The 20,775-nt window shown below is 42.8% G+C and carries 15 protein-coding genes; 11 read left to right on the top strand and 4 right to left on the bottom strand.

The annotated features are described in order from the left end of the window. Positions 1-89 precede the first annotated feature (89 nt). Together E5342_RS06825 and E5342_RS06820 are read left to right on the top strand one after the other, a co-directional pair. Entirely contained in the window at positions 90-3,089 is a 3,000-nt protein-coding gene (locus tag E5342_RS06825; RefSeq protein WP_121735836.1) for a glycoside hydrolase family 3 N-terminal domain-containing protein, read from the top strand. Positions 3,090-3,136: 47 nt separating this feature from the next. Further along, on the top strand, positions 3,137-4,165 hold the full coding sequence (locus E5342_RS06820) for a pyridoxal phosphate-dependent aminotransferase (RefSeq protein WP_121735837.1): 1,029 nt from the start codon (positions 3,137-3,139) through the stop codon (positions 4,163-4,165). Positions 4,166-4,199: 34 nt separating this feature from the next. Here the strand turns inward: E5342_RS06820 and E5342_RS06815 are convergent, their stop codons facing one another. Then, positions 4,200-4,784 carry an RNA polymerase sigma-70 factor gene (locus E5342_RS06815; protein ID WP_008773734.1) on the bottom strand — a complete coding sequence of 195 codons (585 nt, stop codon included), beginning with the start codon at positions 4,782-4,784 and terminating at the stop codon, positions 4,200-4,202. Positions 4,785-4,891: 107 nt separating this feature from the next. Between E5342_RS06815 and E5342_RS06810 the strand changes: the two genes are divergently transcribed. The 4 genes from E5342_RS06810 to E5342_RS06795 all read left to right on the top strand — a co-directional run bounded on the left by E5342_RS06810 (position 4,892) and on the right by E5342_RS06795 (position 13,812). Continuing rightward, positions 4,892-5,836 carry a FecR family protein gene (locus E5342_RS06810; protein WP_121735838.1) on the top strand — a complete coding sequence of 315 codons (945 nt, stop codon included), beginning with the start codon at positions 4,892-4,894 and terminating at the stop codon, positions 5,834-5,836. 42 nt (positions 5,837-5,878) lie between these two features. Continuing rightward, positions 5,879-9,328, top strand: a complete 3,450-nt coding sequence (locus E5342_RS06805; RefSeq protein ID WP_135959100.1) for a TonB-dependent receptor — start codon at positions 5,879-5,881, stop codon at positions 9,326-9,328. 18 nt (positions 9,329-9,346) lie between these two features. Continuing rightward, positions 9,347-10,981: a RagB/SusD family nutrient uptake outer membrane protein gene (locus E5342_RS06800; protein WP_121735840.1), complete on the top strand. Its 1,635-nt coding sequence runs from the start codon at positions 9,347-9,349 to the stop codon at positions 10,979-10,981. Between the two features lie 71 nt (positions 10,982-11,052). After that, a complete protein-coding gene (locus tag E5342_RS06795) occupies positions 11,053-13,812 on the top strand; it encodes a GH92 family glycosyl hydrolase (protein WP_135959099.1) in 2,760 nt (919 codons plus the stop codon). Positions 13,813-13,917: 105 nt separating this feature from the next. Here E5342_RS06795 and E5342_RS19315 read toward each other — a convergent pair whose 3' ends face one another. After that, on the bottom strand, positions 13,918-14,088 hold the full coding sequence (locus E5342_RS19315) for a hypothetical protein (RefSeq protein ID WP_168354462.1): 171 nt from the start codon (positions 14,086-14,088) through the stop codon (positions 13,918-13,920). 137 nt (positions 14,089-14,225) lie between these two features. On the opposite strand from E5342_RS19315, the gene E5342_RS06790 reads away from it, so the two are divergent. Continuing rightward, complete coding sequence (locus E5342_RS06790) at positions 14,226-14,963, top strand: lysophospholipid acyltransferase family protein (RefSeq protein ID WP_135959098.1); 738 nt, start codon at positions 14,226-14,228, stop codon at positions 14,961-14,963. Positions 14,964-14,972: 9 nt separating this feature from the next. On the opposite strand, the gene E5342_RS06785 is transcribed toward E5342_RS06790, so the two are convergent. Together E5342_RS06785 and E5342_RS06780 are read right to left on the bottom strand one after the other, a co-directional pair. After that, positions 14,973-16,460 (bottom strand): capsule assembly Wzi family protein, encoded by a 1,488-nt coding sequence (locus E5342_RS06785; protein WP_121735841.1) that lies wholly within the window; start codon positions 16,458-16,460, stop codon positions 14,973-14,975. Between the two features lie 59 nt (positions 16,461-16,519). Further along, positions 16,520-17,524 (bottom strand): alpha/beta hydrolase, encoded by a 1,005-nt coding sequence (locus E5342_RS06780; protein ID WP_135959097.1) that lies wholly within the window; start codon positions 17,522-17,524, stop codon positions 16,520-16,522. 176 nt (positions 17,525-17,700) lie between these two features. Here E5342_RS06780 and E5342_RS06775 point away from each other — a divergent pair, with 176 nt between their 5' ends. The 4 genes from E5342_RS06775 to E5342_RS06760 all read left to right on the top strand — a co-directional run bounded on the left by E5342_RS06775 (position 17,701) and on the right by E5342_RS06760 (position 20,757). Beyond that, positions 17,701-18,345 carry an HD domain-containing protein gene (locus tag E5342_RS06775; protein WP_121735843.1) on the top strand — a complete coding sequence of 215 codons (645 nt, stop codon included), beginning with the start codon at positions 17,701-17,703 and terminating at the stop codon, positions 18,343-18,345. Between the two features lie 9 nt (positions 18,346-18,354). Beyond that, a complete protein-coding gene (locus tag E5342_RS06770) occupies positions 18,355-18,948 on the top strand; it encodes an RNA polymerase sigma factor (protein WP_121735844.1) in 594 nt (197 codons plus the stop codon). Positions 18,949-18,983: 35 nt separating this feature from the next. Beyond that, the gene (locus tag E5342_RS06765) at positions 18,984-19,973 is read left to right on the top strand and encodes a FecR family protein (protein ID WP_121735850.1); all 990 of its coding nucleotides are present in this window, start codon (positions 18,984-18,986) and stop codon (positions 19,971-19,973) included. Positions 19,974-20,187: 214 nt separating this feature from the next. Then, the gene (locus E5342_RS06760) at positions 20,188-20,757 is read left to right on the top strand and encodes an STN domain-containing protein (RefSeq protein WP_246867071.1); all 570 of its coding nucleotides are present in this window, start codon (positions 20,188-20,190) and stop codon (positions 20,755-20,757) included. Positions 20,758-20,775 lie beyond the last annotated feature (18 nt).

The raw sequence follows: 20,775 nt of genomic DNA, 5'->3' as shown, positions 1-20,775 counted from the left end.
GCCGGAGGTTTTTTATATTCGTGCATCCAATTTTACGTTACTATTGCGATATTTTCTTATTTTTGGAGAGTAATAATGATAATGTTGTGATGAGACAGATTGGTATCTTGCTTTTGTGTTGTATTTCCCTTTTATCGGGTGGAGCTCAAACCGTTCCGAATCTTTATCGTTCGGTGGATCAGGAAAAGATGAATCATTGGGTTGATTCCGTGTTTGACGCTATGAGTTATGATGAGCGGATCGGGCAGTTGTTTATGGTTATAGCGAACCCTAAATCCGATGATCGGAATATGCAACGGCTCATGCGTTACGTGAACGAGATCAAGATCGGGGGCATCTTGTTCCATAAAGGGGATCCGGTGACGCAGGCGGAGGTGACCAATCGTTTGCAAAAGGCTTCCCGGATCCCGATGTTGGTCTCTTTGGATGGGGAGTGGGGACTTTCTATGCGATTAAGCGGAACTACCCGTTTCCCGAAGAACATGATGCTAGGCGCTATCGAGGACAATGCCTTGATCGAGGAATATGGAAGAGAGGTGGGACGCCAGTGCAGGGAAATGGGAATTCATATAAATTTCGCCCCCGATGTGGACGTGAATAGCAACGTGGATAATCCTGTAATCGGCCTGCGCTCATTTGGCGAGAATCCGGATGCTGTGGCGGAGAAAGGTCTCGCTTATGCGAGAGGATTGGAAAGTACGGGTATCTTGTCTGTCTCCAAACATTTTCCCGGACATGGCGATACTTCCGAGGACTCGCACGAGACATTACCCGTCGTGCGCCATAACCGGGCTCGTTTGGATAGCGTGGAGCTTCTTCCTTTTAAACGTTATATATACGATGGGTTCGCCGGGATAATGACGGGACATCTTTACGTTCCTGCATTGGACAAAAGCCATAAGCCGGCTTCTTTCTCCAAGGCGGTAGTGACGGATCTATTACAGAAAGAGCTTGGTTTTCAGGGCTTGTGCTTTACAGATGCTTTAGCGATGAAAGGGGCTTCCACAAATAAAACGGATAATCCTTCGGTAAAGGCTTTGCTTGCAGGGAATGATATTTTGCTCGCTCCGGCCGCTCCAATCAATGATTTTACCGCAGTGAAAGAGGCTATCGAAGATGGTGTATTGGAGCTGGAAGCTATCGAGGCCAAGTGCTTGAAAATATTAAGGTATAAATATATCGCTGGATTGAATGCCTATAAACCTGTCGAAACAAAAGGATTATCGAAACGTTTGAATTCTCCGCATGCGGCATGGATGGCGGCGAAATTGAATTCGGAGGCTATTACCGTTTTGAAGAATGAGGATACGATCTTACCTCTTAAACAGTTGAACAAGAAAAAGATTGCGGCGCTCTCGATTGGAGACGGGGCTGGTAATGAGTTCCAGAAAATGCTGGGCGAATATGATTCGATCGCTTGCTTTAGTATCGGACGGCGTTCTACGGCTGTCCAAGTCCAGCAGGTTTATAGTAAATTACAAAAATACGACGTGATCATTTGTGGCGTGCATACGATTCGTATTCCCGAGAGTTTAGCGTTGAGGCAGTTAGCCGCTAAGAAAGAGTTGGTCTATGCTTTCTTTACCTTACCATATGCTTGTAAGGAATATAAGAAATCGATCGAGAAGGCGAAAGCGGTCGTGTTGGCTTACGAGGGCACTCCCTTAGCGCAGGAATATGCGGCTCAAGTGATATTCGGAGGCATTGCGGCGAAAGGGAAACTCCCGGTTTCGATTCCGGAATTGTATTATGCGGGTACCGGTATTTTTACGGAGAAGACTCGTTTGGGGTATCACCAGCCGGAAGAGGTGAGCGCGAATCCGGTCCGTTTGGATGTAATTGAGTCAATCGTTAAAGAGGGGTTGGATGAGAAGGCTTATCCCGGCTGCCAAGTGTTGGTTGCGAAGGACGGCATGATTATCTATAATAAATCGTTTGGTTATTTTGATTACGAAAGTAGGCAGCCGGTCACGGAGGCGTCAGTTTATGACTTGGCTTCGGCATCGAAGGCGGCGGGGACTTTATTGGCGGTCATGAAAGCGTATGATGAGAAGAAATTCACCTTGAACAATAAGATCTCCGATTTTATACCGGAGTTGAAAGAGTCTAATAAAAAGGATTTGTCGATAAAAGAGTTACTATACCATCAATCGGGAGTGACTCCAACTATTAATTTCTATCTGGATGCCATTGATAAGGATAGTTATAAAGGCAGTTTATATAGTTCGACGAAGAACGCCACGCACCCGGTTCGTTTTGACGCCAAAACGTATGTCCGGAATGATTTTAAATATCTTCCGGATATAGTATCAGATACACGCAAACCTGGGTTTACGACCGAGGTGGCCCGTAATTTCTATGTGAGCGATTCCTTCAAGGATACGATCTTGCAAGATATCAAGAAATCCCGTTTGGGTATGAGAGGAAAATATGTATATAGCTGCGTGAATTTCATTATGCTGAAGATGATGGTGGAAAATCTGATGAAATCTCCGATGGACCAGCTTCTTCGGGAAGATTTCTATAGTGGGTTAGGGGCTTGGCATACCACTTATAATCCGTTGAAGCGAATGGATACCTTGCAGATTGTACCTACGGAACAAGATGGATTTGTTCGCCGTCAATTGCTTCGCGGATATGTGCATGATGAGGCGGCCGCTTTTCAAGGGGGTGTTTCTGGAAACGCCGGATTATTTTCGAATGCGAATGATTTAGCGAAAGTGCTCCAATTGATGCTAAACCAAGGGATTTATGGCGGCGAGCGCTATCTTTCTTTGGAAACCAGCCGTTTGTTTACGCAAAGCAAGAGCCCGACTAGCCGTAGAGGGCTAGGGTTTGATAAGCCGGTGATCGGTAATCCGAAAGCTTCGCCTTGTGGGGCTTTGGCTCCCGCTTCGGTCTATGGACATACAGGATTTACGGGTACTTGTTTTTGGGTAGATCCGGATAACCAGCTTATTTATATATTTTTGAGTAACCGGGTGAATCCTAGCCGGGCAAATAATAAACTGGGATCGCTTGATATACGTACTCGCATACAGGATGCGATCTATAAGGCGATTGATAGGAAAAGCCAAAAAGATTCGTAATTTTGTGACAGGTTTAACAGATAAGGTATTAATTAAAAAGCAGGTATATGTTATACGGACACGGTGATGATTTTTATAACGCAAAGAACGAGGTAAAGATAAACTTTAGCTCGAATGTGTGGCACGGAGCTAATTTAGATAAGCTGAAGGAGCATTTGATTGAGCATTTTGATAAGTTGACTCGTTATCCGGAGCCGGATGCCGCAACTTTGAAAAGATTACTGGCCCGCCGGTATGAGATCAAGGAGGAGAATATCATAGTGACGAATGGCTCGATCACGGCTTTTTATTTGTTAGCACAAGCTTGGCGGGATGCGAAATCCATGATCGCTATTCCTTCTTTCTCTGAATATGAGGATGCTTGCCGTTTGCATGGGCATGAGATCTCTTTTTTCCCGATATCCGACGATTTATCGGAGTTATCCTTGGAGGGACAGGATTTCTGTTGGATTTGTAACCCGAATAACCCGGATGGAAAGTTGATCCACCGCACGGAGCTTCTCCGTTTGATCTCGGCGAATCCGCAGACTACCTTCGTTATTGATCAGGCATACGTGGCTTTCACGACGGAAGACATGTTAAAGCCGAGTGACGTGAAAACGTATAAGAACTTAATCCTTGTACAATCTATCTCTAAGGCTTATAATATCCCTGGTTTGCGTATCGGCTATCTGGTCGCTTCTCCGGAGATCACGGAGAAGGTGAACAAATATATCATACCTTGGTCGGTAAATGCTATTGCTATTGAGGCAAGTAAATATATCTTGATCCATCCGGCGCAATTTACGTTGCCGATCCGTAAATGGCAGCGCGAGACTGCGGATTTTATTTATCAATTAAGCAAATTGGATGGCTTGGAGGTAATCCCGACCTCTACGACTTTTTTCCTTGTCCGTTTGAAGAAGGGTAAGGCCGCTGATTTAAAGCAATTCCTTTTAGATAATTACGGAATCTTGATCCGTGACGCATCGAATTTCCGGGGCTTGGATGAGACTTATCTACGGCTCTCTACCCAGAAGGCTGATGAGAACCAGCTTTTACTTGAGGGGGTAAAGATTTGGTTGGACCAACGATAAACGACTATGAAGGGGAGGGGGGAACCCCTTCCTGTTAAAAAAGCCAGCCGATAAATAGAGGTAGGTAATCTTTTAGCTCTGTCTTTAGAAGTTCTGTTGCCTTGTTCTTGTATCTTTCCACGGTTCGTATGGATATTTGCATTTCCTCTGCGATTTCTCCATAGCTCTTATTCTCGAAACGATTCTTCTCGAATGCGAGCCGATAGTTCTCCGGTAGCTTGTCAAGGGCTTGTCTTAATAACGTTTGCAGTTCTTCCCATGTGTAGAGTTCCTCACTACTTTCCGCATAGATCGGGATTTGTTCTTGGATGAGCGATTCGTAATATCTTTCATGGTTGCGTTGCAGATAATTTAAGCAGTGATTTCTGGCGCAAGTGACGAGATAGCTACGTGCGGAGGTCTTTACTGAGATACGGCTGCGATTTTCCCAAATTGCGAAAAACACGTCCTGCACGATATCTTCTCTTGTTTCCTTATCTGTGATAAAGCGTTTGGCGTACATACAAAGTGCCGGATAATATAACTCGAATAAGCGGTGGAAGGCGAGCCTATTATCTTCAGTCGTAATTTGTTCTAAAAGTAAATCGACATTAATAGCCTTGGTATGATTTCTTTCCATGATGGGGCAAAGGTATATATTTTTGAAGAGAACAAAATTAAAAAAACTCATTTTCGCTGTCGTGTTTTTCTTTAGAGTGTGTCTCTATAAGTAAAGGAAGAAAATATATGGAAAGAAAGGTAGAACATAAAAGTGTGTCACGTCAGGTCGAGGAAATTAAAGCCTTGTCTGAGGACATATTAGAGTATCGGTCGATTGACGTGCAAAAGGCATGGCTACGAATGGAACGTCGGGTAGGGCGGCAAGCTGTCAGACGAACTTTGTCGCTGCTTTTTACTCGTGCGGCAGTTATATTGGTGCTTCCGTTGTTATTTTCTTCGTTACTTTTCTCCTATTTGTATTATGCCACAAGATATGACGAGAAGTCTCAGCCTGTCGTTTATGCAGAGGTTAACTCCCTGCCCGGAACGATTACTCGGTTTGTGTTGCCAGACCAGTCTGTCGTATGGTTGAACTCGGGTAGTAAATTGACCTATCCGTCGGTGTTCGAGGAGAAAGAGCGCAAGGTGTTACTTTCCGGCGAAGGATATTTCGAGGTGGAGGCCGATCCGGAACATCCCTTTTGTGTATCAACTTCCGAAGGTTTACGGGTGGTGGCCTATGGAACAAAATTTAATGTCAATGCCTATGCTGACGAACCTTTTATAGAGGCCGTGTTGGAAAAAGGAAAGATTGACGTGATCCGGAATGATGAACGTATCCGATTGGAGCCGAACAAACAGGCGGTATTGGATAAGGAGAGCGGTACTTTCAGTGTTTCTGCGGCCAACCTGGAGGAGAAAATGGATTGGAAAGGAGGACGGATAGTTTTCCGGAATACTTCTTTGGATAAGGTGTTGAAACGATTGGAGAAACGATATAACGTGGAGATCGTATTGCATAAGAGCGGGAATGCGGAGTATAAATATCGGGCGACCTTCACTACGGAGACTTTGGAACAGATCTTGGATTATTTGAAACAGACTGCTCCTCTCGAATGGACATCACGAGAACCCTCGCAACGTCTGGATTCCTCGTTTGTTCGCCAGAGGATCGATGTTTATCAAAGATAATAGGAAATCTATACTAATATATTGTGTAATCATTAAATCTGTATGCTCATGAGCACATTTCATTTACGTAAGAGAAATCTTGCGCGGTGTTTACCTAATTCGGGCCGTATACTGAAACTTAGTACGGCATTTACATTTTTGACAGCTTTCCAGCTATATGCGGGAACATCTTCTTCGCAAGGAATGACACTTTCCTTGTCGCTGAAGAACGCAACGGTAGAACAAGCGATTGATCGGATCGAACAGGAGACTGGTTATTCTTTCTTGTATTCCAATCATGTCCTAGACACGAACCGTCTTATCAGTTTGAATGCTAGCAATAAGGATATAAGTGTGGTCTTGTCACAGGTTTTCGACAATATGGGGGTCGAATACAAGATTGTGGATAGGCAAATCATTTTGTTGCGAAAGGTGGAGTCCGCTCCTGTCGTACAGCAACAAGGCCGTAAGGTACAGGGTGTCGTATTGGATTCGAGTCAAGAACCGATCATTGGTGCGAATGTCTTGGTGAAAGGAACCTCTATTGGTACAATCACGGATATTGATGGTCGTTTCACGTTGGAAGTACCTGATAATGCGGTACTGGTCGTTTCTTATATCGGTTATTTGTCTATGGAGCTGACTCCGGGCTCGAAGACGGATCTGACGATATCTTTGAAAGAGGATTCGCAAAACTTGGACGAGGTTGTAGTGGTAGGTTATGGCGTTTCTCGTAAAAAGGACTTGACGGGTGCGGTTTCGGTCTTGAAGATCGATGACTTGAAAGATACACCGGTATCCAGCGTAGACCAAATGATGCAAGGTAAATTATCTGGCGTGAACGTGATGCCGGATAATATGCCGGGTGGTGGTGTCGCTGTCCGTATCCGTGGTTATAGTACGATTCGTAACAATGACCCTCTTTATATCATTGATGGTATTCCCGTGGATGGGGGAATCAATTTCTTGAATCCGAATGATATAGAGTCCATGCAAGTATTGAAAGATGCTTCCTCTGCTTCTATTTATGGAGCGCGTGCCGCCAATGGTGTTGTTATCATTAATACGAAAAAGGGAAAAGAAGGACAATTCAATGTGAATTTAGATGCGTACTTTGGTGTACAAAAAGCGGCTAAACAATTGAAGATGTTGAATGCGCAGCAATTTGGCGATATGTTGTGGCAAGCGATGAAAAACGACGGAAAGACACCTTCACACGATGTTTATGGAAACGGTGATCAAGCGGTTGTGCCCGAATATCTGGATAAAGATCATAAGATTCCTTCTGATGACGTGGATTGGGTAGATGAGATTTTGCGTGCCGCTATCGTTCAATCCTATAACCTTTCCTTCACGAAAGCCGATAAGAAATCCAATCAATTGTTTTCTTTGGGGTATTATGATCAGCAGGGATTGGTGAAGTTAAGCGATTTCAAGCGTGTGAGCGGTCGCTTTAATTCCGAGTATAAATTGTTCGATGACCATCTTCGTATCGGGGAGAATATTTCTCTTTCTCATTCTTGGGGTACTAGTGTCTCCAATAATGCGGCGTTGGGAGGAACTTTGTATGAGGCCTATAAGTTCCAGTCGATCACACCGGTGAAGAACTTGGAGGATGAATATGCGGGAAATGTCTTTTCGGATATTCCTAACCCGATGGGAAAGTTGCATAGAAATAAGGATAACAAGGATAAGAAGAGCCGCTTGGTGGGTAATTTGTACGCAGAGCTGCACTTGTTTGACGGATTTATGTTCAAGACTTCTTTTGGTGCAGACTATAATAATCTATACAGACGTTCTTTTAGCCCTAAATATGATGAGATCAACGCTTCCGAGAAATTAAGTGGTTTGTCTAACCGGAATGCATGGAACTTCAACTGGGTGTTCACGAATACCTTGAACTATACCAAGACATTTGGCGATCATACGATCAATGCATTGTTGGGTATGGAGTCGTTGAGAAACCGGTATGAATATTTTACGGCTTCGAGAGATGGTTTCCCTTCGGATGATCCTAACTTCCATTTCTTGGATGCGGGCGATGTAGGAACCCAAAAGAACTCAGGGTTTGCCACGGAGTATAGCATGGTCTCTTATTTCGGCAAGATCGATTACAATTATCACGATCGTTATTTGGTCGCTTTCACTTTGCGTCGGGATGGATCTTCCCGTTTGGGGAATAATAAGTGGGGTAACTTCCCGGCCGCTTCGGTGGGATGGCGTATCAGTAATGAGCCATTCTTTGATGTGGAGGCTATCAATAACTTGAAGCTTCGTGTCGGTTGGGGACAAAATGGTAACTCTGATGTTCCTTCTTACGCAACGATCGATTCCTATAAGAGTAGTTCATCTACCTCGAATTATCCGATTGATGGAAGTCAAAGCTCTGTGGATTTAGGATTTGTGCAGACTCGTAATGGTAACGCTAATTTGAAGTGGGAGACGACCACTCAAACCAATGTTGGCTTGGACTTAGGTTTCTTAAGCGGTGACTTGAATTTGACATTGGACTTCTTTAATAAGGACACCAAGGATTTGTTGTGGCGTAGAGCCTTACCTGCTTCGATCGGAGGAACGAACATGACGGTTTGGGATAACGTCGGAAAGATGAATAACAAGGGTTTTGAGATGGAGGTGAATTATCAGAAACAGATCAATCAAGATTTTGGCTTCTCTGTAGCATATAATTTCTCTATCATCAAGAATAAGATGACAGAGCTGAATGGCGTGGATTATATTGGTCTTTCCAGCAGCGAACTTCATGGACGAAACTTTGACCAAGAGACCTCTCGTTCGGCGGTAGGACAACCGATCGGCTCTTTCTTCGTGTATGAGGCAGATGGCTTGTTTCAAAACGACGCAGAGATCCAAAACTATAAGAATGATAAGGGCGAGCTGTTGCAACCGAACGCTAAACCTGGCGATATTCGCTTTAAGGACTTGAACGGTGATGGAGTAATCAATAGCGAGGATCGTGATTTTGTAGGTAGCCCGCTGCCTGATTGCAGTATGGGTCTAACGCTTGGGTTCAATTATAAGAACTTTGATATAAGTGCGTTCTTCCAAGGGGTATTTGGTAACGAGGTTTATAATTTGACAAATTATTTGGGTGAGTTCTATAATCAAGCTCAGTATAATAAAAACTCTACGATTCTGGATGCTTGGAGACCGGATCATACGAATACGGATATACCACGTGTAACATTGGATGACCCGAATAATAATATCCGGCCTTCTACTTATTATATTCATAACGCTTCCTTCGTTCGTTTGAAGAATTTGAAGATTGGTTATACCTTGCCGGATCGGATCGCATCTAAATTGAAATTGAAACGTACCTATATTTATTTACAAGGACAGAACCTGTTTACGATAACGGGCTATAATGGTATTGATCCGGAGGTGGGTTTGCAGAGCTATTCTTCCGAGAACCGAAATTTGGATATGGGTGTTGATCGTGGCGTATATCCGTTGCCAAGGACATTCACCTTAGGAGTTAATGTTAATTTTTAATTGAAAATCTGATGTACGATGAAAAAGATAGTTAGTTTAGTTGTTGCGGCTTTAGTGATGTGCTCTTGTGCCGATTCTTTTCTTTCTGAGGAGCCTGTAGGAGAATTTATGCCCGAGCAGGTAGAAAGTGAGGAAAACATAGAGGGAATCGTGATAGGTGCTTATGCGGTATTGGATGGATATTATGCTTCGGATGCGATCAACTCCGGTTGTTCGAATTGGCAGTTTGGGGATGTCGTATCTGACGATGCCTATAAAGGGGGTGGAGGTACCGGTGACCAAAACCAGATTCACTTGATGGAAATCTTTAATGCCAATCCGACGGGTATCGATTTTGAGGCTCGTTGGGCTGCTCTTTATGAGGGTGTAAAGCGTTGTAATCAAGCGATTCGTTTGTTGAGCAATAGTACGGTAAAGAACAAAGAGCAACGTTTGGCGGAAATGCGTTTCTTGAGAGGACACTATTATTTCAACTTGAAAGTCATCTATAATTTGATCCCTTGGATTGATGAGACGGTGGTTGATCCGAATGAGTATCATACGAAATCGAATATGGAGTTTACGTCCGACCAGCTATGGGAAAAGATTTTTGGGGAATTCTCTGCCGCTTATCAAGTCTTGCCGGAAAGCCAATCAGATTATGGACGTCCTACCAAAATGGCGGCAAAAGCTTATATGGCTAAGGTGTATTTATATCAGTCGAAATGGAAAGAGTGCCTAAGTGCTTGTGATGAGGTGATCCAGTCCGGGAAATATACGCTGTATCCTGATTTCAGGGAAGTGTTCTTGCCGGAGAATGATAACAACTCAGAAATTATTTTTGCGGTTCAGTTATCTATTAACGATGGAGCGTCCAGTAATCAAAACGGAAGTTATGGCGATCGTTTGTTACCGCCGGGAGGTCCTTATCCAACTTATGGATTCTTGCGGCCGACCCAGAATTTGGTAAATGCTTATAAGACGAATGAAAACGGCTTGCCTTATAATGATGGTAAGGATGTGGCGGAAAGCGACTATGTGGATGTTCGTTTGGATCATACCTTGGCTCGGCCAAATATTCCGTTTATGGATGTACAGGTGTATGATTGGACTCCAAGAGAGGCTAGCGTATATGGCCCGTATAGCCCGAAGAAACGTTTGGTATCGTTGAACTCTACCCATTACTCTCCGATATGGCCATATGTGAATGCGTTGAATTTTTACGTGATTCGTTATGCGGATTTGCTGTTGTGGAGAGCTGAGGCCGCTATCGAGACCGGTGATTTGGAGACTGGACGTAAGTATATTAATAAAATTAGAGAGCGTGCAAAGAATACACAGCATGTCAAGCTGTGGGATGATCAGTCGCAAGATGCCGCTAATTATAAGGTGGAGATTTATACCGAGCCATTTAAGTCGAAAAATGAGGCTGTGCAAGCATTGCGTATGGAAAGACGTTTAGAGATGGCTCATGAGGGTATCCGCTTCTTTGATTTAGTGCGTTGGGGTATTGCGGATGAGGTTCTCAATGTGTATTTTGAGAAAGAAAAAACATTCCGTTCCCACTTGCAGAATGCCCGCTTTGTAAAAGGAAAGCATGAGTATTTTCCGATACCTCAATCTGTTATAGATATTTGTGGCGCTGAAGTAATGAAACAGAATCCGGGTTATTAAAGTTTTATGAATGGTTGAAAGAAAAGGCAGCGCCCTACTTGGGCTGCCTTTTTTATTATTTTTGTATGGAGATGAAACAATTGAGATTTCTTTTATATCTGTTGAGTTGGGTTATTTGCTGTGAGCTATCTGCGACTCCCCATAATATCGCTTCTTTGGCGAAAGTCTCTTGCTCTTCTGCGTTAACGCAGGAACAAGGTTGTGAGAATGTAGTGGATCAGGTGATTCGTATTGCAGGAAAAGGAGAGTGGGTCGCTAAAACAAAGTTGGACTTCCGGGGGCGGGTGTATCCCTATCCTTGGATTCAATTGGATTGGGAAGAGCCTATTTATACGAATCAAGTCATATTATATGATCGGGTAGATAAGGACAGCCATACGGCGGCCGGTACGTTGTTCTTTAGCGATGGAAGCTCAATCACGGTCAACCAGATTCCTAATGATGGAGCACCGAAAGTGGTGACGTTTGAGACTAAAAAAATAGAATGGCTTCGTTTTCAGGCGACAGATGGGGAAGGACGAGATTTAGGTTTGTCTGAGATAGAGGTTTATCCCGCACCGGAATCTTATACAGATTATGTCTCATGGGTTAATCCGTATATCGAGACGGCTAAGGGGCGGTATTTTTTCTTTGTTACAGGAAGCTTGCCTTTTGGAATGATCAGTTCCGCTCCGTTAACCCGTAATATCAATCAGGGAGGAGGAGGTTATAATTATAACTCTACAACGGTATTAGGTTTTCCGCAAATTCATAATTGGATGATTTCTGGCTTGTCTCTGATGCCAGTAAAAGACGAGGTAGATGTCTGTGGAGGGGATAAGGCTTGGCGTTCTTCTTTCTCCCATGAGGGTGAGATCGTTCAACCCGGCTATCATCGTTTATTTTTGGATTCCTACAAGATATGGGTGGAACAGACCGTTACGGACCGAGTGGGGCTTTATCGTCTTACGTATGCGGAAGATGGTTTGGCGAAGGTCTTGGTGAACTTGGGAGGTCATATCGCTACTTCTACTTTGTTGAATGCTCATGTGACTAAAGTGAGTGATACGGAGATCTCCGGATATTTTGATACAGCCGGTCGTGTATGGGGCGGTGTGGATGTTGCGAAAGTGTATTTTGTCATTCAATTCAATAAGCCAATGGAGATATTAAATGGTTGGGTAGGCGATAAGAAGGAAATGGGAGTCGGACATTTTGCGGGTTCTTCCGAACTGATTACCGTGCCCGGTTCTTCCTTTAAACAGTCTCCGTCTTCTGGTGTGGAGGTTTGTTTCAGTTCTTTTAAGGCGGGTGATGAGTTGTTGTTGAAGACCGCTATCTCTTATGTCAGCGAGAAGAACGCTCGCGAGAATATAGAACGGGAATGTACGCATTGGAACTTTGATCAGGTTCGGCTTGAATCTCGAGATATTTGGAACGAGTGGCTGGGAAAGATCGATGTGCAAGGAGGTTCTTCTCAACAAAAAATCAAGTTTTATACGGATTTATGGCATGTCTTGTTAGGACGGCATAAGATAGATGATAGTAATGGAGATTACCCGGATTATTTGTCTGGGGGAAAACGTATCGGAAAACAAACGAGAATACATACGATCGCTCCTAAATATCAGGTGCGTACTTTGCCTAAAGACGAAAAGGGTATGTCTCGATTCCATATGTATAATTCGGATGCGTTATGGTTGACACAGTGGAACTTGAATACCTTATGGGGATTGGCCTATCCTTCGGTGTTAGATGAGTTCTCGGCCTCTCTGATCGAATATGATAAGAATGGAGGTTTGTTGCCTCGTGGACCAGCGGCTGGTTCTTATACCTATATTATGACCGGTTGTCCGGCTACTTCCTTAATTACTTCGGCTTATCAACGAGGGATATTCCATAAATGGTCTCCCAGCGAGGGATACGCAGCCATGAAAAGGAATCATGGGAAAGGTGGAATGTTGGCTTTTGATATGGATAAGGAACTTGCGTTCTATATCAAGCATGGATATTGTCCGGAAGATGCAGGCTTGACCATTCAATGGGCGTTCGAGGATTGGGCCTTAAGTCAAATGGCGTGGGCCATGGGTAAACGGGGCGATTCCGATTATTATAAGAGACGATCGTTAGGCTGGTCGGCGTCTTTTCATCCAGAGTTGAAGTTGATGATGCCCAAGAAGGAAGATGGTGGATGGACACATCTGAATCCTTTGTCTGAACGGGGATTTGTACAGGCAAACGCTTGGCAAGCCACGTTTGGGCTATCTCATGACATAGAGCGGCTCGCACGTTTAATGGGAGGAAATGATAGTTTGGTAACCAAGTTGAATTATGCGTTTGAGATGTCTGTAAACGCAAAGTTTTTGTCTAGTTATGTGAGCTATGCCAATCAGCCCGGTTGCTCGAATGCTCACGTCTTTTCACATGCGGGAAAGCCTTGGTTAACTCAATATTGGGTAAGGCAGGTCGCTAAACGAACCTATGGAGATATTACGCCAGAGCGAGGTTATGGAGAGAATGATGAGGATCAGGGGCAGATGGCCGGTGTTAGCGCATTGATGGCTATAGGATTATTTAGTTTGGATGGAGGTTCTGCTTTTAATCCTATGTATGATATAACAAGCCCGGTCTTTGATGAGATTACGATTCGGCTGGATTCTCGTTATTATAAAGGCCATGAATTCAAGATCAAGGTACATGATAATACTCCAGAGAATTGTTACATTCAAAAATCCACTTTGAATGGTGAGGTGTATTCTAACTATCAATTGCCACACGGCGTATTCGAGCAAGGTGGTGTCTTAGAATTGTGGTTGGGGGATGAGCCTAATAAGGGATGGGGGACTCCATAATGATTCGGGTATATCCCTCAATTTGTGTGATGATTCAAAAAAAGGATGTGCCATGACAATGAGGCACATCCTTTTTCATTTCCTTTTGAATCTAAGTAACGTGTGTTATTCTACTCGTTTGTTAATTGCGATATGGCCCAAGTAGCCTAAGATAATCAAGCCTAGACCTGTCAGAAGAATACCATTGGTCATCCCTCCTGTTAAAAACGGTACAGCTAAAATTGCCACACCGATAATGAGTACGAGCACTCCTAGATTTTTTATTAACTCATTCATGGTTATAGATATTTTATAATTATTTTCTTTTCTACCGCAAATAAAGCAATAATAACCCGATCGTGAAAATATTTTCGGAGAAAAATAATGAAACGATTGAAATTAGCTTCTATATTTGTGTTATAATAGAGTTGCGTATGGGAAGAATACTTTACATAGTTTATTTGTGGCTGTTTTTTGTACCTGTATTTCTGGTACTGACTATACTTACGGCTGTGACGGTTATCATCGGTTGTCTATTGGGTGGAGAGAAAATCTTCGCTTATTATCCGGGTATGATCTGGTCTCGGTTGACTTGTTATTTGGCACTTTGTCCGGTGACGGTAAAAGGGCGTGAGCATATTAATCGGAAACAATCGTATGTTTTCGTCGCCAATCATCAAGGTGCGTTTGATATTTTCTTGATATATGGTTTCTTAGGTGTTCCCATTAAGTGGGTGATGAAAGCGGGTATCGCTAAGATTCCGTTTGTCGGGGCTGCTTGCCATGCCGCTGGTTTTATCTTTGTCGATAATTCTACGCCGAAAGCTGCCGCTCGTAGTGTGTTGGAGGCAGAGCGTTGTCTTCGAAATGGGGCTTCTGTGATTGTTTTCCCGGAAGGTTCTCGTACGTATGACGGGAAAATGATTCGTTTCAAGAAAGGGGCTTATCAAATGGCGCTAGATCAGCATTTGCCTATTATTCCGATCACTTTAAACGGGCCATTTGATGTCTTGCCGATCGGGTCGTTGAATGTCCATCGTCATCGGATGGAAATGGTGATCCATCCAGCGGTTTCTACTGAGAATATAGACACTTCCCACAAAGGAATGCAAGCGTTTGCTAATCAGACTCAAGAAATCATAGCATCTGCCTTGTGGGAAGAATATAAATAATTTAGGTTATTATTTCCAGCTTTTCAAGATACCACGTTTCGCTACTTTCAGGCTGAATCCGAAATTATCGCCGAACATGGAACCGGCATCAGCAGCCAAAGATCCGGTAAATTCCCATCCCGATAAACGGGGATGTTGATAAGAGATATCTAAAAGTCCGGAAGCTCCTCTTTTCTTGTTTAGGAAAGGGCGGGCATGTCTGCCCCAGCTATTCATCACGGTCACTAATATCCGGTAGGATACTTGGGAGGAGATAGTGCCTTCCGCACCGAAATGCCAGTCACGAACACGGTTGTTCTTGAATCCTAATGAACCGTCTTCGTTATACTCCGGACTTGGGATCAGAGGAGAACCTATCGCCCGGTTAAAATAAGAGGCTCCGGTAGTGTATTCTCCGTTGTTATAATAATTATCATCACCGCCACCTACGCCGGGATGCAAATCGTGATCAAAATCGATGAAGTGGAACTGTCCGCTTTGGTCTCTCGTAACCAAATACTCTACGACGACCTTACGCAACCATGGGAACTTCGGTAAATCCAGTTGTCCTCCCCATAATCCGTCGGTATTGTTTACGAATATCATACCGGATTTATCCTCGAAGAAATGTTGGTAATAGGCGGATACTTGCCAGTTAGGTTGTGTAAAAGCCAATTTGAAATCGTAAGAGCCATAATGATTACCCAGTACGTTGATTTGATCGGAGACTGTTGCGTCGCCACCACCTTCGCTGCCGCAAATAACCCGGATAAGGTCCTTGATGGATTGAGGTTGCTTTCCGATCTTAGGATTGGTTGAGGTTCCTCCCCATTGTGCCCAATGCTGTACTCCGATTACACCGGATAACGGGAAGTCATTGCGTGTATCCTTAATCTGTACGAATAATGATTTATGATGCCATAAAACGTTATCTACATAAGTCTGCTTATTGTTTGTGAAGTTAGCCAGATAATCCTTGTCGAAAGAACGACCGACGGCAAAGTCTCCTTTGACTTGCATCCAGCCTTTCGTTAAAGGAACGACGGTAAATTCAGGAATACTGATGTTCACTTCCGGAATCGGGCGGGCATTGGCGGATTGCACGATATCGCCCGAGCTAAGCCAACGATCCCAAAGAGAATTATAGCGTTCCTTGCTTCCTACACTCAATAGCAAGCATTTGTAACCTAACTCGGCATATATTTGTTGGATAAAGAAATTGCGATGACGAGGAACTGCGGCCACTACGTCTAATCCGGCTCTCCAGTGAAAACCTTTGCCAAAAGTTTGATTATGGAATACTCCCGCATTCAAATATCCGTTATTCGCTTCCAAAGGAACAATTCCGTATCGATTGCTAACCATCCAGAAAGGGGTATTGTCGCCACTGGCTACCGATCCGAATATCTCGGCCTTGTAGGTAGTCGTTTCCGGAGTTGTCTCTTCTTCTTGAGCGAAACTAGCCGTTGCCATCCCCAGACAAGTCAGACCTATAAAAATTGATCGCACTGATTTCATGTATATATAAATGTTTTGTCTGGGCGCAAAGGTAAGGATTTATATGTTTGGTGCAACCATTATTGTTTCTTTAACCACTCGAATATAGTTTGATAGGCATCGTTCCGATAGGGCTTTTGAGATAGGATCAGATCGTGGATGCCGTTTGGAATGGTATCTCTCGTGACTTTGTCTCCTAGTTTCTCCCCGTATTTTTGAATGTCTTGAACATCCAAGACGATGTCGGAGGTCATGTATTCCTCATGCCATGTCTCTGTCTCCGGGAAAGATTTATAGGAAGATATCACTAATATCGGACAATTCAGTTTTAACCCTTTTTGTACCGTTTGTTGCGCTTCTTGTATGGCTTTGATCCATCCGGCTTTTTTCGGATGCCCGAATATCATTTTCCAGTTCGTATTAAACTCCCATTCTCCTTTATACTGCTTAAGCAGGCTATAAGCGTAATTCGGGTTCCCCAGCCCTTGTACGGTAAGATTCGGGAATAGCCTCCCGACAAATGCGACGGTTGGCAGTATGACTTTCTCCATAAACCATCCGAAATTCCAATCTAGAAAAGGACTATTTAAGATAAGCCCGTCTACCGGTAAGTCCCCTTTTTTACTATTCAAATAATAAGATGTGATCAATCCGCCTGTAGAATGTGCCATTAATAATATCCGTTCATTACCTTCGGACCGGATAGTGGCTAAAGCGGTATCTATATCAGCGAAATACTCTTTTAGGCTCTTGCAAAAGAACGGGTTTTGATTGGGCAATATCGAACGCCCGTATTTCCGCAAGTCCATCGCATAGAAATTATACCCATGGGAGTTTACGCTATCCCCTAATTGTTTCTGAAAAAAATAGTCGTTATAGCCATGGATATACAGTATGGCCTGTTTTACGCTATCCAGTTGAGGCTTCTTGACCAGTGTGCAAACCACCTTCCCCTCATAATCATCCGGCATCTGGAAGGTACGGCGTAAATAACCATCTCCCAATACGTCGGGTACGTACTGAGCATATACGGTGCATACAAGAAGATATAGAAATACGATAAAACTTATTTTTCGTTGTAACATAATATATAATGTAACCGTGTTGTTTCCCATATAACTGAGAACGCTAAGATAAGGTTTATGAATTAGAATTCCCAATTTCTAAAAATGAAAAATGTAGGTAGAAGATTAGGATCTTGAATTAAAGTGATATATTTGTCCGATTGTTTGTAATTAAACTAATTATAATAACCGGAGAGATGGAGAAACAATCATTTATTACCACAGTAAAACGTTATTATCCTTGGATCAGCAGTATGGAAAAGGCTGCTTTTCATATACATGATGCTGTGAATCAGAAATATGACCATGTGTTGCCTTATGGATTTCATCTGAAAATGACAGCTTCGTATGTTTCCCGCTACGGATATTTGCTTGCAGAGAATGAGGTGGATATACTGATTTTGTATGCCTCTGCTTATCTGCATGATACGATAGAAGATGCACGGATGACCTATAATGATGTCGTGAAATTCTTGAAAGAATTCAAGGGGGGCGATTTTGTCTTGCCGGAAATCGTGAGACAGGAATTGGAAGGCCAAGTCCCAGAAATCGTATATGCCTTAACGAATGAAAAAGGACGAAACCGGGGAGAACGGGCGAATGACCTGTATTATCAAGGAATACGGGAGACCAAATTCGCTTCATTTATAAAAATGTGTGATCGGTTGGCGAATATACAATATACGATGATGTTTGTTTTCTCAAATCGTATGTTGGATGTTTACCGTAAAGAGTATCCGGAATTTATCCGATCGATCAGTGAAGGTGCGGTTACACAGGTACCGGTTGCCATGAAAGAGGAAGCGGAACGTTTGCTAAATAGCGAATCGTATATTATATAGTCTTCTCGAATGTCTTTTTTTCAGAAATCCATACGGAGCGATGAAGATCTGCTCGCCTCATTGAGGCAGGGGAGTGAGGATGCGTTTACTATTATTTATAAGCGGTATCATAAATTATTGTATGTGCTGGCCTATAAATATTTGAAAAGTACATATTCTTCGGAAGATGCCGTACAGCAAGTTTTTCTGAAATTGTGGGAAGCACGTTCTCTGCTCATGGTAAACGTGAATTTAAGAAACTACCTATATACGATGCTAAAGAATCACGTATTAAATGAGATCCGGAATAATAATAGTGCCGTAGAGAAAAATTATGAAATCGTACAATCAGTACCGGAATATGAGGATGAACTGCTTATAAAGATAGAGGAACAAGACATGATGTCCCATTTTTACCAAGCGATCGATCATTTACCGGAGCAGAAACGCCAAGTCTGTTTGTATAAACTGAAAGGTAATCTATCCAATCAAGAAATCGCCGATAAGATGAATATCTCAGTCCCCACGGTAAAAACACATTATGCGCAAGCGATAAAAATACTACGAGCACATTTCGAGAGATTATTTTTATTTCTTTTATATTTGTGGAACTCATCCTATTGATGGCTTTGCGTGTCAATTGATAAAAGTAAATGAACATGAAAATACCCGATCAATCGATCATAGAGAAAACGCTACATAATGAGGCTACTCCCGAGGAGTCTAGTGAGGTTGTTCATTGGTTTAAGACCCCGGAAGGACAGGTGTGGCTTGCTGAACGTATCGATCAGGATGAGAAGACGATTTATGTGGGGGAGGAAGAGGAATGGATCGACCATTCGATACCCTCAGCCATAATGTATCAGAATATTATGCGGCAACTCCGCCGACAAAGGATACGCCGTTTTATAGCGTATGCGGCTGCGGTCTTTATACCGGTAGCTCTAATTATCGGACTTTTCATACGTATAAACTCACAAGTGGATTTATTGGCAGATGATAGGTATGACGAGGTGTACGTTCCTAATGGGGAACGTATGCAGGTGCTTTTTCAGGATGGGAGTAAGGTCTATTTGAACTCAGGAAGCCGTATTCGTTATCCGAAAAAATTCGGTCTCTCCGAACGTAAGGTTTATTTGGAAGGAGAGGCTTGGTTCGAGGTCGCTAAGAATAAGAACTGGCCTTTTATCGTGGATCTTTCTTATATGGATATAAAAGTGTTGGGTACTACCTTCGATGTGAAAGCCTATCCGGAAGAAGAAGCTATATTCGTCGCTTTAGAGACAGGATCTATCGAATTGAAATCAAGATCCTTCAAATCTTATCAATTACACCCAGGAGAAAAAGCGGTTTATAATAAGGCCTCCGGACGCTGTGAGGTACTTCGTTCCCACGATGTCAAGATGTATTCGGCATGGAGACGTAATGTGCTCATATTTAAGGGTGCTCCTTTATCGGAAGTGATGAAAACATTGGCTCGGACTTATGGTATATCCTTTGACGTGAAGGATTCTGCCGCCTTACGATATACGTATACGATAACGACCGATAGTGTGAACCTGACCACGGTATTAAAGGAATTGGAAAAAATCACACCCGTATTATTCGAAGAAAAAGAAGGCAAGATAGAGGTCTGGATGAAAAAATAAAAAAATACCGACAACGGCTCATCCTTTTCATTTAGTCGTGTGTCTATTTTATAGGAGAACAGAAAAACGAGTGTTAACCTTAAAATAGATATGCGTATGGATTCCTCATAAATATATAAACATAGAAACAGCCGAAAAGCTCCTACCCTTTTCGGCTGCCGGTCGTATTAAAAATGAATTTCTAATACCAAATAATATAAATCATTACAAATATATGAAAGAAAAGCAAGAAAGCCCTCGGCGTAGGTGCCTTTTAATATTAATTGAGAAAATACCGAATGCCATGAAATTAACCTTTCTATTTTTAGTCATATCCTTGCTGTGTTTCACGGCTACCGCCTCGGCTCAGCGGGTGTCAATTGCATTAGAGAATGCGAAAGTAGAGAAAGTCTTGGCGGCTATTACAAATCAAACGGGTTTTAATGTCGCTTATAGTAAACAAGTTGTAGATGTAGATCGGAGGATAAGTCTGAATTTTACTAATGCGGAACTTTCTCAGGTCTTGGATAAATTAACGGAAGGAACGCTGTTGGGTTATGAGGTGAAGGGAGGAAAAATTTATTTGTTTAACCGTACAGAGAATAAGCCAATTAATCAGCAGTCCAAAAAAATAACAGGTCAAGTAACAGATCAGAATGGAGAACCTATTATTGGAGCTAATGTTATAGTAAAAGGTTCTACCACTGGTACCATTACGGATTTAGATGGAAACTATAGTATAGAAGCCTCTTCTTCAGATATACTTTTCACTACTGTCCCATTAAAATCTGAAAAAGTTCTTTGAAATTATTGAAATATAGTT

The organism is Parabacteroides distasonis (assembly GCF_004793765.1).
Taxonomy (GTDB): Bacteria; Bacteroidota; Bacteroidia; order Bacteroidales; family Tannerellaceae; genus Parabacteroides; species Parabacteroides distasonis_A.
Note: the sequence above shows the minus strand (reverse complement) of the source record. Positions and strands in the feature narration are given on the sequence as shown.